This is a genomic window from Acinetobacter sp. MF4640 (genome assembly GCF_002018895.1).
GTDB classification, from domain to species: domain Bacteria; phylum Pseudomonadota; class Gammaproteobacteria; order Pseudomonadales; family Moraxellaceae; genus Acinetobacter; species Acinetobacter johnsonii.
Genome location: NZ_MVOM01000071.1, coordinates 1 through 12,354, shown reverse-complemented (window position 1 = coordinate 12,354; position 12,354 = coordinate 1). Strand labels below are relative to the sequence as shown.

Sequence of the window (12,354 nt, the reverse complement as noted above, 5' to 3'; positions counted from 1 at the left end):
TTGCTGGAACAGTCTAAAATGTTTGTTTTGCCTGAAAGAAGATCAAGGCAATGCCCTAGAGTCGTCAAAATAAAGCCTCAAAAGTACCCAAGAAAATGCCAGTCAATTTCTTAACTGACTGGCATTACTCATAAGAGGGCTTTTTCTTTGATAAGGATGAAAAAAGTAAAGACCTTTGTGGTGATTTACTTTATGGCTTTGACCTCTATAGATTGTAAAACATAGGCTATGCCAGATTCTGATCACCTCTTAATGAAGATAGCTCTATCTCAGAAATAAAGTGGGTTAAAATTAGCCAGCGTATAGACACCTATTTAAGCTTGCTGTGTGTAATGTTCATTACAGGTCACAGATACCAGTCAAATCACGGCAACATTAGAGAGCTAGTACAATTAATTGCGTTTTATGGCTGATAGTTGAGGGATAGAACGTAGAATGCTATTCAATATTTTTCTAGATGGTCAAAAAAATTAAAGTGAAAACCTGCATTTATTCAATCTTTGAGGAAAATATTGTATCAATTTCACGAAAAAAGGTGACTTTTAAAAATATCCTGCTATACTCCGCCCACGCACTAAATTTCGTTCATTACCTGAACATTCTCTTCTATCATTGTGTATGCGCGTCCGGTCCAAAGAGAGGACATTATTTCGCGCCCCACCCAATCGCTTAAGCGATTCCTTCAGGTTGCGGCTGTAATCAAATGTGCGTTATACGCATCGTCGTTCTCGGATCGCCGCTGATTCTATATTTTCAGCGATTATTGCTGTGCCGCTTTTTGCCGATGTCCATCAGACCATATATTTAATGGAGCACCCATTTTTCGGGTGAAATACTCTATGAGCAAAACTTTTGCTGATTTTCCTTTACATGAATCGTTACAACAAGCTTTACAAAGCTTAGGTTTTACTGCTCCTACGCCTGTACAGGAACAATCGATTCCTGCAGCTTTAGAAGGTAAAGACCTTTTAGTATCTAGCCAAACAGGTTCAGGTAAAACTGCAGCGTTCTTACTTCCAACGTTAAACGCACTTGCAGCCCAAGAGACTTTCGTTCCGTTCAAAGAACGTATGAAAGCAATTACTCAACCAAATATTTTGGTTCTTTGCCCAACTCGTGAGTTAGCGCAGCAAGTAAGCCAAGACGCGATTGGTTTTGTCCGTCACATGAAAGGTGCACGTATTGCAGCAATCATGGGTGGTATGCCTTTTGGTAAACAAATTCAACAGTTAAAAGGTGCACAGGTTGTTGTTGCGACTCCAGGTCGTTTACTTGACCTTGTAAACCGTCGTCAAATTAAATTAGACCAAGTTGATGCGCTTATTGTTGACGAAGCAGACCGTATGCTTGATCTAGGTTTCTCTGAAGACTTAGAAGCAATTAGCGATCTTGCTGCAAACCGTAAACAGACTTTAATGTTCTCTGCAACATTTGCTGGTCGTATCATTACACTTGCTGAACGCATGATGAATGATCCACAACGTATTGCAATCGAAACTGGTCACTCTACGAATACTGACATCACTCAGACTTTACACTGGACTGATGGCTTTGAGCACAAGAAAAAATTACTAACGCATTGGTTAAGTGCTGAAGACGTAGATCAAGCTGTTGTATTCGCTTCTACTCAAGAAGACACCGATATGTTGGCTGAAGAATTGGCTGAAGCAGGTTTATCAGTTGTAGCACTTCATGGTGCTATGCCACAAACTGTTCGTAACCGTCGTTTACGTAGCATCCGTGAAGGTCGTGCAAAAATCTTAGTTGCAACTGACGTTGCTGCACGTGGTCTTGACGTACCAACCATTTCACACGTAATCAACTTCGGTCTTCCAATGAAGAACGAAGACTATGTACACCGTATTGGTCGTACAGGTCGTGCGGGTCGTACTGGTAAAGCAATCACTTTAGCAACTTACCGTGAACGCGGTAAAATCCGTGCTTTAGAAGATTTCTTAGATGCACGTTTGAATGTATCTGAAATTGAAGGTCTTGAGCCATCTCCACCTCCTGCACGCGGTAGTCGTGATGGCGGCGGTCGTGGTCGTGATGGTCGTGGTCGTGATGGCGGCGGTCGTGGTCGCGGTGGTTTCGGTGGTCGCGATGGCGGCGGTCGTGCTCGCTTCGAAGGTGAGTCTAACTTTAAACGTCGTGAAGGTGGTGATGACCGTCCACGTCGTAGCTACGATGACAAACCTCGTGGTGATCGTCCATCATTTGGTGGTGAAGATCGTCCACGTCGTGAGTTTAATAATGATCGTCCACGTCGTGAAGGTGGTTTCGGTGATCGTCCACAACGTTCTTTTGATGACCGTCCAAAACGTGATTTTGGTGATCGTCCAGCGCCACGTCGTGAAGGCGGTTTCGGTGATCGTCCGCAACGTTCTTTTGATGATCGTCCAAAGCGTGAATTCAACTCTGATCGTCCACGTCGCGAAGGCGGTTTCAACGATAAGCCACGTTTTGACTCGAATGATGACAACCGCGGTAACCGTGTAGATTACAAACCACGTCGTGAAGGTTCTTTTGGTGACCGTCCAAAACGTGATTTTGGTGATCGTCCAGCGCCACGTCGTGAAGGTGGTTTTGGCGACCGTCCACAACGTTCTTTTGGTGATGACCGTCCAAAACGTACTTTCGGTGGTGAAGACCGTCCTAAGCGTACTTTTGGTGGCGAAGACCGTCCGAAGCGTGAATTTAATTCAGATCGTCCACGTACTGAAGGTGGTTTTGACCGCCCACGTCGTAAGTTTAACGACTAAGTCTGAATGAATAAAAAAACCAGTGGAAACACTGGTTTTTTTTTGTCTGCGGATGTAAAAAAATAAATTAAAATGTATACTGAGTCATATTTTAATTGTATTGATAATAATGATGCACAATAATGAGGTTGAATCAATCGCCACACTCTCTGACGTGAAAGAGGTCAATATGGCACATTATCTCGGACTCTTTTTGCTGATTTGCAACATTCTTTTCTTTGTCTATAGTCGTTATGGATGAAGTGGTTCATCTTATTTAGCTTGTTTTCGCAGTTCAAATAAATATAAATACAACCAACTGAAATCAATTCGTGCACAAAATTAGACACGGAATACGCTAACATATCGTTTTTTAATCCTTTATAGTATGCATGCTGAAAAAATGCAGGAAAACGCACAGCTATGAATAATCAAGCGCCTCTGACTGCTCAAGCCCTCATTGAGGTTAAAGACCTGAGCTTTAAGCGAGGGGAACGTGTCATTTATGATCAGGTCAATTTAAAAATTCGACAGGGTCAAATTACGGGCATTATGGGACCATCGGGTACGGGTAAAACCACTTTACTGCGTTTAATTGGCGGTCAATTGACTCCCGACAAAGGTGAAGTGCTTTTTGATGGGCAAAATATTGCGAAAATGTCACGCAAAGAGTTATTCGCTGCGCGTGCGCGTATGGGCATGCTTTTTCAAAGTGGCGCATTGTTTACTGATATGTCGGTATATGAAAATGTGGCCTTTCCGATAAGAGCACATACCAAGCTGCCTGAGCATTTACTGTCAGAAATTATATCTTTAAAACTAGAATCTGTCGGCTTACGTGGTGCAGAACAGATGATGCCTTCTGAGCTCTCAGGCGGGATGAACCGTCGTGTGGCTTTGGCACGTGCAATTGCACTAGATCCTGAGCTGATTATGTACGATGAGCCATTTGCAGGACAAGATCCAATTGTGAAGGGTGTACTCACACGTCTGATTCGATCATTGCGAGAAGCTCTTGATTTAACAACAATTATTGTCTCGCATGACGTGGCTGAAACCTTATCGATCGCAGACTATATCTATGTTGTTGCTGAAGGTAAGGTGCAAGGTGAAGGCACGCCTGAACAGTTACAGGCGAATGCCTCTCCGTTTGTTAAACAGTTTTTAACAGGTGCAGTTGAAGGGCCTGTCGATTATCAATTTAGCCATAAGGCATATCTAAATACTGAGGTGCAAGCATGAATGCGATAGCACTCTTAGGTCGACGCGTGATTGAACGGGTTCGCGGCATTGGTGTTGCGAGCTTGATGTTATTACAAATTTTATTTTCGATGCCCACTGCTTTAGGTGTTCGGTTATTTGTTTACCAAATGTACCGTGTTGGTGTGTTATCGCTGCTCATTATTGTGGTGTCAGGGCTATTTATTGGTGCGGTACTGGGCTTACAGATGTATAGCATCTTGGTGACCTTTGGTAGTGAAGCGATGCTGGGTACAGCGGTTGCTTTGACCTTACTCCGTGAGTTAGCACCTGTGGTTGCAGCATTGTTGTTTGCAGGTCGTGCGGGTTCTGCATTGACGGCTGAGATTGGCTTAATGAAAGCCACAGAGCAGCTGTCCAGTATGGAAATGATCGGGGTTGATCCACTTAAACGTGTGATTTCGCCGCGACTTTGGGCGGGTATTTTTAGTTTGCCGATGCTGTCTGTCATCTTCGCTGCGGTGGGGATTATGGGCGGTAAAATGGTGGGTGTGGACTTCTTGGGTGCAGATGAAGGCTCTTACTGGAGTGGCATTCAAAGTAGCGTAGAGTTCTATAAAGATGTCCTGAATGGCACCATCATTAAAAGTTTTGTTTTTGCTTTAATTTGTACATGGATTGCGGTGTATCAAGGCTATGCCTGTGAACCGACATCTGAAGGTATTGCGACATCAACCACACGCACTGTGGTGTATTCATCGCTCTGTGTTTTAGGTTTTGATTTTGTGTTGACTGCGGTCATGTTTGGAGGTGTTTAATGAAATCACGTGCAAGTGAGCTGGCAGTCGGCATATTTGTCATTTTATTCGGTATCGCTTTGTTCTTTATTGCGATGCGAGTGAGTGGTTTGGTGGGATCAAATCTCAGTGATCGCTATGAAATGAGTGCAACCTTCGATAATGTAAATGGTTTAAAACCACGTGCGAAAGTGACGATGAGTGGGGTGAAAATTGGTCAAGTTGATCAAATTAGCTTAGACCCTGTGACACGTTTAGCGACGGTTTCTTTTTCTTTAGATGGTAAATTAACGACCTTTAATGCAGCACAACTCAAAGAAGTTGAAAAGAATGCACTTGAAGAGCTTCGTTACAGTAGCGACTATACCGCTGCGGATGCTGCGCAACAAAAAGAAATGGAAAAGCAACTTATTGCGAACATGAAGTCCATCACCAGCATTGATGAAGATGCTTATATTATGGTGGCAACCAATGGTCTGCTAGGTGAGAAGTACTTGAAAATTGTTCCAGGGGGCGGTTTGAACTACGTGAAACGTGGTGAAAGCATTGGCAATACCCAAGGCACAATGGACCTAGAAGACTTAATTACTAAATTTATTACGGGCGGTGCAGGTAAATCGAAAGATGCTTCAGCAACAACTGAGCAACCTGAAACCGCTGAAACAGCAGATGCCAACGTGTCATTTGTTGAATGATTTGAAGAGGACCAATTGTAGTGAATACTTTATTGAAACAAACACTGACAGCTAGCATTTTAACTACAATGTTTGCAGGTACTGCTTTTGCAGCACCAAGTGAAGCACCACCTGCTTTTGTTAAAAAAGTGGCAGATGGCTTGATTGCGCGTTTAAAAGCGGACCATGCCAAGCTACAAAACAACCCCGCTGCGGTGAAAACGATTGTTCGTCAAAACTTAGACCCGTATGTGGATTCACAAGCGTTTTCTCGTATTGTGATGGGGACTTATGCAACCAATCAATACAGTACAGCTGTACAACGCGCGAAGTTTGAAAATAATTTCCGTGAAACACTGATTGAAAACTACGGTACTGCATTTGCGAAGTTCAGCAATCAGACGTATACCATCCGTCCGTATAAAGAAACCAATAGCAAAAACCCTGTGGTGACGATCGACTTTAATAACAAAGGCGAAAAAATCCCAGTGTCTTTCCAGTTGGCGGATAAAGGCAACCAATGGAAAATCCGTAATATCAATGTGTCGGGTATCGACCTTGGTTTACAGTTCCGTAATCAGTTCGCGGCAACGGTTAAACGTAATGGCGGCGATCTAGATAAAGCGATTGCAAACTTCCAACCTGATGCAGAAGCAGCGGTTGAAAAGAAAAAATAAGTAGGTGAAAGGTGATTAACTTTAGCAATCAGGAAATGCAGCTTTCAGGTCAGATTACATATGACAATGCTGAAAGTTACTATCAACAAGGTTTGAAGGTGATTCAGTCACAGTCTTATCCTGTGGTGGTAAATCTGGCCCAGCTTGAGCATGGTAGTACATTAGCATTAGCAGTATTAGTGCGTTGGTTACGTCAAACACCCGATGCACATAGTTTACATTTTAAAGCTGTACCTGAAAAAATGATGAAGGTGATTCAAGCCTGTCATTTACAGGATGACCTCAAGTTAATCCCTTAAATAAAAAAAGCACCTTAGGGTGCTTTTTTTTATATGTTGTATTTCTTAAATCTATGAGGAAAAACAATGTTTTAACGTGTACTCAAATCCATTTTTTCCAGCGGAAGTAAATGAGCGGACCAATCAGGAAGGCCATTAAGATCAGGCTCACCACAATAAAACTGGTGCCGCCTTTGGCAAAAGGCAACACATCGGTGTTCATGCCGTAAATACTGGCAATCAGCATTGGTGGAGCGAGCATACTGGGTAAGATAGAGAAGCGACGAATCGTGTCATTCTGCTCGGTGTTAATGAAGCCTGAGGTGGTGTCCAGTAAGAATCGCACTTTTTGGAACAAGAAGGCATCATGCTCAACCAGTGAGCGAACGTCTTCACTGAGCTCTCGAATGTCTGCATCATAAATATGACTGCCTAAAGCACGCGGGCGTGATAGAAAGGTCAGTACACGACGTAAGTCAATCAAACACAGCTGTGCTTTTCCAAGCATATCTTCCAAGTGGGCCAGACGGGTAATCATGTCATCTAAGTCGAGAATCATCTCGCGGTGACGGTTATTCAGCACTTCTGTGGAATACTTTTCCAAGTCCTTGTGGATATCTTCTAAGATATCCGCAAGCTCGTCCAGCTTAGCCTCGAGTAAACCGAGTAAGATCCACGTTGGATCTTTATAGTCGATTTCGTAGTCATTGCGGCGCGCACGCGCACGAAAGGCACGGAACGCCACCAATTTTTCCCCACGAAGGGTAAACAGGCGTTCTTTATGCAAAATGAAAGCCACAGTTTGTACCGTGGCAAGGGCACCGCTGCTTTCTTCAGGCTCACCATCGACTTGATAGTTTTTATTTTTCGTTAAAAAATACGTACTGATATGCAAAATACCGTCGTCATCACGGTAGAATCGAGCTGAAGATGAAATGTCTTCGAGTGATTTTAGCGTAGGTAAATTTTGTTCATATGCATCTAAAATCCACTGTTGTTCTTCTTGGGAGGGAGCAATGAGGTCAAGCCAGACCAAATCGGGCTGAAGATCGAAATCGCCATTAATGGTGATGTCTTCTAAGCTACCGCGCTCTGTGGCGTAAAAGGCTTCAAGCATGCCGTCTTTCTCCTTTGCGCAGTAATGGTTGAAGTGGATGGGTGTATTTTAGACAAGGATTGCAATAAAAACACTGATCGAATGGTTAAATTGCTAAAAAATATCCATTCATTTTAGTGAAGTTGCATGACAATTAAATATCAGAGTAAAAAATGACAAATTCAATTGCGATCTTTTGTGGTTCCGCATTAGGTTCAGATCAAATCTTTTCCGAAACAGCACGTCAGGTTGGACACACCATTGCAGAACAAGGCAAAACCTTAGTCTATGGTGGTGGCCGCTCGGGCTTAATGGGTATTGTGGCAGACAGTGCTTTAGAGGCAGGTGGTCAAGTGATTGGCGTGATTCCACACGTGCTGGTGGATCGTGAGTTGGCGCATCAAGGCCTCACCGAGTTACATGTTGTCAAAGACATGCAAGAGCGGAAACTGAAAATGTCAGCCTTGTCGGATGGATTTATTGCAATGCCAGGCGGTGCAGGGACTTTAGAAGAAATCTTTGAACAATGGACGTGGGCGCAGCTCGGTATTCATCTTAAGCCGAATGCCTTTTTAAATGTAAATGGCTTTTATGATGATTTACTTAAATTTCTGAAGATGACCACCGACAAAGGCTTTACCCATGCGCGTTTTACCGACAGCCTGATTGTATCGGATTCGGTGAAAGCCATTTTAAAGCAGATGGATCAATTCCAAGCACCTGAACCGAAGTGGGGCATGGTTGATCCTGAGTTGTTGGATGTCAAAGCATGAAGGTGATTACGGTCGCTGCTGCCATTATTGTGAATGAACAGCAGCAGCTTTTATTGGTGCGTAAGCAGAACACAGCGTGTTTTATGCAAGTGGGCGGTAAACTTGAGCCCAATGAAGCACCTGAGCAAACCATGCTGCGTGAGATTCGGGAGGAAATTGGAAGTGATGCGACGATTGAACAGTTTGTTGGTCGTTTTGAAACAGCCACCGCCAATGAACCTGATTTTAAATTGGTCAGCTATGTTTACCATGTTCAGCTTCAGCAAGCGCCACAAATTGCGGCTGAAATTGCAGAAATGAAATGGGTCAGTTTGAATGACCAGCAGACTGCACTTGCACCGCTGACCACTGAGGTGGTCATGCCATGGGTACGTGAACATTTGATGATTGACGTAGTCTAATTATTCAAGTGCATAGGCAATACACGCTGCGCTGACTTTATGACAACCCAATTGTTCAAGCTGTAAAGTCAGTGCCTGAATCGAGCTGCCTGTGGTCACGACATCATCCAAAATCAAAACACGTCGGTAGAGTTTTACGTACTGGCGTTGCTGTGAATCGATTTTAAACTGTTGATGAATTTTATCTAAGCGTTCTAGTCGACTGAGTCCTTTTTGCGAATGTTGATGCAGTCGTATCACAGGCTGCCAAATGGGAACATTGAACTGCTTGGCTAAGTCTTTGGCGAGGATCATTGATTGGTTGTAGCCACGTTCCGCTAAACGCTGAGTCGAAATCGGCATAGGAACAATTGCTTGCACTTTCGGTAAGCGAATTTGCTGAAGAATGCCTGACAGTAGAGGCTGCCAATGCAGTTGTTGTTCGTATTTGAACTGCTGAATAAGATGATCTAAAGGATATTGATAATGTCCCGCCACATGAATACTCAGCTCTTGTTTTTCAATGGTCTGTGGATGCAGTGGGAGTTGTTGCCAGCAATCCAAACAGACCGAATGTAGATCTGCGCGTACAATGCCACACAACTGACAGGGCTGTGCTCTGTGTAGCAACTGTTTGGCAGTATGTAGCAGATGACTAAACATAGGCATAGCGTGGTGCTTCAGGCAGCCAGCGTTTCAGTAAGGCTTCAGCATTTTGTGGATAGTCTTTTAAAATCTGAGCTGCGACAAAATGGGCTTGATTGAGCAAATGATCATCGCGTTCTAGTTTCGCCACACGAAAGCCCATATCACCCGTTTGTTTGGTACCGAGCAATTCACCGGGACCGCGGATTTCCAAATCTTTTTCGGCAATTAAAAAGCCATCATTGGTTTCCCGCATGACGCGTAGGCGTTCTTGTCCATTTTGAGACAGTGGGCTTTTATATAGCAAGGCGCAAAAGCTAGCCTTGGCGCCTCGACCAACACGGCCACGTAATTGGTGTAATTGAGAGAGTCCTAAACGTTCTGCATTTTCAATCACCATGATCGAGGCATTCGGTACATCGACTCCCACTTCAATCACTGTGGTCGCAATCAAGAGTTGTAATTCATTCGCTTTAAACTGTTGCATCACTGCTTGTTTTTCGTCGGCTTTCATTTTGCCATGTACAAGGCCAATGTTGAGTTCGGGGAAACGTTCTTTAATTTCTAAATAGGTCGCTTCAGCAGCTTGAGCATCTAAGGTTTCAGACTCTTCAACCAAGGTGCAGACCCAGTAAGCTTGTTTGCCTTCTAGGCAGTTACTAGCAATACGCTGTAGGACTTCCTCTCGGCGGTCAAGTGGAATGGTTACAGTTTGAATCGGCGTTCGTCCGGGTGGAAGTTCATCAATCACGGACGTGTCCAAGTCTCCATAGGCAGACATAGCTAAAGTCCGTGGAATAGGGGTTGCGGTCATCACCAATTGATGTGGGGTCATATTCTGCGCGCCTTTATTGCGTAGGGCTAAGCGCTGATCGACCCCGAAGCGGTGCTGCTCATCAATAATTACTAATCCAAGTTTGGCAAAGTGGACATTGTCTTGAAACAGGGCGTGTGTACCTACCACTAGATGCGCTGTGCCATCGACAATGGCTTGTTCGGCTGCGGCACGGGCTTTACCTTTTTGTTTACCTGAAAGCCAAGACACACTAAGTCCCAAAGGCTCAAACCATTTTTTAAAGTTGAGATAATGTTGTTCCGCCAAAATTTCAGTCGGTGCCATTAATGCTACTTGCCAACCTTCTTCTAAGACATGGCAGGCTGCGACGCCTGCGACCAAGGTTTTGCCTGCACCGACATCGCCTTGAACCAAACGTAACATCGGTTTATTGAGTTTTAAGTCTTGTACAATTTCTTTGGAGACGCGCTTTTGTGCATTGGTCATTTCAAAAGGCAGACTGCTGAGCAGTTGTTTGGCAAACTGACGACTGGCAGAAATACGTGGTGCTTCAATCTGTTGGATATAGGCACGACGGCTTAATAAACTGACCTGATGCGCAACCAATTCTTCAAAAATCAAACGTTGCTGGGCAGGATGTGAGCCTTGGCTCAATTGCAGCATATTGGCATCTACAGGAGGATGATGGATGTAATCCAACGCCTGTTTAAGTGCATAGCCATTGGTAAATTTTGCAGGTAGCAGTTCAGGTAAATCATCACTGTGCTTGGCTAAAGCCTGTTTGATGTATTCACGAAATTTAGGCTGAGTCAGACCTTCTGTGCTGGGGTAAATCGCAGTCAGTTGGGTTTGTGGAAGCGGCGTATGTTCTGTAATGAGCTGAATTTCGGGATGATACATTTCCAAGCCACGTGCACCCACACGGACTTCACCAAAAATACGCAGACGATTACCGATCTTTGCACGATCCGTTAAGCCTTTATAAATATGATAAAAGCGCAAAGTCACTTTGCCAAAGTCGTCTTGCAGTCCAATCGCCATCGATTTACGTTTACCCGGCGGAAAGTCCACGCCTTGAATCGTTCCTTCGAGTAGGTAGCTACGCCCAACAGTCAATTGGTTCATGGGGATGATCGTGCTACGATCTTCATAGTCTCGTGGCAGATGAAACAATAGATCATCTGTAGTGAAGAGATTCAACTTTTCAAGTAGTGCAGCAGAGGCAGCTCCGACCCCCTGCAACTGATGGACTGCAGCCATGTCCCCTCAACTTTGTCTGTGATTTGGTGCTAAATGCATATTTTATTTATAGGTTATGGTAAAACATCTCAGCGTGTTGCTAAACAGTTATTTCAGCAAGGCCACCAAATTACCACAATTAGCCGAAGTCCGAAATCAGATGATTGGGCTGAGCATTTGATTCAAGATATTCATCAGCTGGATTTGTCTCAAGTCGCACCGATTGATGCGGTATATGTCTTACTCTCGCCTGAGAGCAGTACGATGGAGGCGTATCAGCGAACTTTTGTAGACTCGATTGCACCCATGCTACATGCCTTAGAAAGTCATTCTTTAAAGAAAGTGATCGTGGTTTCTTCCACACGTGTCTATGGTGAAAGTGCAGGGGAGCGGGTTGATGATGATACTTATCCCCAACCGAGCGATGCGCAAGGGCAAGTGCTATTGAACATGGAAACTTTGTGGCAACAGGCTTATCCATCTGAATGTGTGATTGTGCGTCCAACAGGAATTTATGGAACCTCAGTTACTCGTATGATTAAACTTGCGGGAACCACAAAATCTTATCCAAAACTGCATTGGTCAAACCGAATTCATGTTGATGATTTGGCTGCTTTTTTAGTGTACTTGCTTCACGTGGAACATACTGAAAAGTCTTATATTTGTAGCGATAGCCAGCCACTGCCTTTACATGAAATCATCCAATGGTTTCAACAGCAGTTAGGACTGCCAGTTTTGATTTTGGAAAGTGCTGTGTCATCAGGCAAACAAATTCATGCTACGCGTATGCAGCAGATGAATTTTGAATTACAGCATCCACATTGTTTTGATGATTATTTGGCGTTGTTAGAAGAGTGTGAGTCAAAATAATTTTTTATTTTTACTCATAAAAAATGTGAAGCATCGTTTGGAAAATGGCTGTGGAACGTGAAGAATCATGACAAATCCGTTCCAGTGCGCTTAACCCTAGAACGGCTTTTATTAAGATATTGATGCTTATAGGAAAATTTTAAGAATTTCGTATAAGGTGTATTATTTTGATTTTAAAAGTATTGATA

The 12,354-nt window shown here is 43.7% G+C and carries 12 protein-coding genes; 9 read left to right on the top strand and 3 right to left on the bottom strand.

Annotation, left to right across the window (positions count from 1 at the left end):
- Positions 1-839: 839 nt before the first annotated feature.
- The 6 genes from MF4640_RS16940 (at position 840) to MF4640_RS16915 (ending at position 6,388) form a co-directional block, all read left to right on the top strand.
- Positions 840-2,762 carry a DEAD/DEAH box helicase gene (locus MF4640_RS16940; RefSeq protein ID WP_078390322.1) on the top strand — a complete coding sequence of 641 codons (1,923 nt, stop codon included), beginning with the start codon at positions 840-842 and terminating at the stop codon, positions 2,760-2,762.
- Between the two features lie 402 nt (positions 2,763-3,164).
- Entirely contained in the window at positions 3,165-3,983 is an 819-nt protein-coding gene (locus MF4640_RS16935) for an ABC transporter ATP-binding protein (protein ID WP_078390321.1), read from the top strand.
- A complete protein-coding gene (gene mlaE / locus MF4640_RS16930) occupies positions 3,980-4,759 on the top strand; it encodes a lipid asymmetry maintenance ABC transporter permease subunit MlaE (RefSeq protein ID WP_004691368.1) in 780 nt (259 codons plus the stop codon). Before MF4640_RS16935 ends, mlaE begins: the two co-directional genes overlap by 4 nt.
- The gene (locus MF4640_RS16925; protein ID WP_004691366.1) at positions 4,759-5,433 is read left to right on the top strand and encodes an outer membrane lipid asymmetry maintenance protein MlaD; all 675 of its coding nucleotides are present in this window, start codon (positions 4,759-4,761) and stop codon (positions 5,431-5,433) included. The genes mlaE and MF4640_RS16925 overlap by 1 nt, the downstream gene beginning before the upstream one ends.
- A 20-nt stretch (positions 5,434-5,453) precedes the next feature.
- The gene (locus MF4640_RS16920) at positions 5,454-6,089 is read left to right on the top strand and encodes a phospholipid-binding protein MlaC (protein WP_078390320.1); all 636 of its coding nucleotides are present in this window, start codon (positions 5,454-5,456) and stop codon (positions 6,087-6,089) included.
- A gap of 11 nt (positions 6,090-6,100) precedes the next feature.
- Positions 6,101-6,388: a lipid asymmetry maintenance protein MlaB gene (locus MF4640_RS16915; protein WP_004691363.1), complete on the top strand. Its 288-nt coding sequence runs from the start codon at positions 6,101-6,103 to the stop codon at positions 6,386-6,388.
- Positions 6,389-6,470: 82 nt separating this feature from the next.
- On the opposite strand, the gene MF4640_RS16910 is transcribed toward MF4640_RS16915, so the two are convergent.
- Positions 6,471-7,484, bottom strand: coding sequence for a CorA family divalent cation transporter (locus tag MF4640_RS16910; protein WP_004691361.1), 1,014 nt, complete (start codon positions 7,482-7,484; stop codon positions 6,471-6,473).
- A 152-nt stretch (positions 7,485-7,636) separates the two neighbouring features.
- Here MF4640_RS16910 and MF4640_RS16905 point away from each other — a divergent pair, with 152 nt between their 5' ends.
- Complete coding sequence (locus MF4640_RS16905) at positions 7,637-8,236, top strand: TIGR00730 family Rossman fold protein (protein ID WP_004977937.1); 600 nt, start codon at positions 7,637-7,639, stop codon at positions 8,234-8,236.
- A complete protein-coding gene (locus tag MF4640_RS16900; protein WP_010327611.1) occupies positions 8,233-8,637 on the top strand; it encodes an NUDIX hydrolase in 405 nt (134 codons plus the stop codon). The genes MF4640_RS16905 and MF4640_RS16900 overlap by 4 nt, the downstream gene beginning before the upstream one ends.
- On the opposite strand, the gene MF4640_RS16895 is transcribed toward MF4640_RS16900, so the two are convergent.
- Both MF4640_RS16895 and recG read right to left on the bottom strand, forming a co-directional pair.
- Positions 8,638-9,285, bottom strand: a complete 648-nt coding sequence (locus MF4640_RS16895) for a ComF family protein (RefSeq protein WP_010327610.1) — start codon at positions 9,283-9,285, stop codon at positions 8,638-8,640.
- The gene (gene recG / locus MF4640_RS16890) at positions 9,272-11,317 is read right to left on the bottom strand and encodes an ATP-dependent DNA helicase RecG (RefSeq protein ID WP_078390319.1); all 2,046 of its coding nucleotides are present in this window, start codon (positions 11,315-11,317) and stop codon (positions 9,272-9,274) included. Before recG ends, MF4640_RS16895 begins: the two co-directional genes overlap by 14 nt.
- 33 nt (positions 11,318-11,350) lie before the next feature.
- Between recG and MF4640_RS16885 the strand changes: the two genes are divergently transcribed.
- Positions 11,351-12,166, top strand: coding sequence for an NAD-dependent epimerase/dehydratase family protein (locus MF4640_RS16885; protein WP_078390318.1), 816 nt, complete (start codon positions 11,351-11,353; stop codon positions 12,164-12,166).
- Positions 12,167-12,354: the final 188 nt, after the last annotated feature.

Coding starts and splice junctions, on each gene's coding strand:
- MF4640_RS16895 (WP_010327610.1), bottom strand. CDS start 9,285: ATGCCTATGTTTAGTCATCTGCTACATACTGCCAAACAGTTGCTACAC.
- recG (WP_078390319.1), bottom strand. CDS start 11,317: ATGGCTGCAGTCCATCAGTTGCAGGGGGTCGGAGCTGCCTCTGCTGCA.
- MF4640_RS16905 (WP_004977937.1), top strand. CDS start 7,637: ATGACAAATTCAATTGCGATCTTTTGTGGTTCCGCATTAGGTTCAGAT.
- mlaE (WP_004691368.1), top strand. CDS start 3,980: ATGAATGCGATAGCACTCTTAGGTCGACGCGTGATTGAACGGGTTCGC.
- MF4640_RS16935 (WP_078390321.1), top strand. CDS start 3,165: ATGAATAATCAAGCGCCTCTGACTGCTCAAGCCCTCATTGAGGTTAAA.
- MF4640_RS16940 (WP_078390322.1), top strand. CDS start 840: ATGAGCAAAACTTTTGCTGATTTTCCTTTACATGAATCGTTACAACAA.
- MF4640_RS16900 (WP_010327611.1), top strand. CDS start 8,233: ATGAAGGTGATTACGGTCGCTGCTGCCATTATTGTGAATGAACAGCAG.
- MF4640_RS16885 (WP_078390318.1), top strand. CDS start 11,351: ATGCATATTTTATTTATAGGTTATGGTAAAACATCTCAGCGTGTTGCT.
- MF4640_RS16925 (WP_004691366.1), top strand. CDS start 4,759: ATGAAATCACGTGCAAGTGAGCTGGCAGTCGGCATATTTGTCATTTTA.
- MF4640_RS16910 (WP_004691361.1), bottom strand. CDS start 7,484: ATGCTTGAAGCCTTTTACGCCACAGAGCGCGGTAGCTTAGAAGACATC.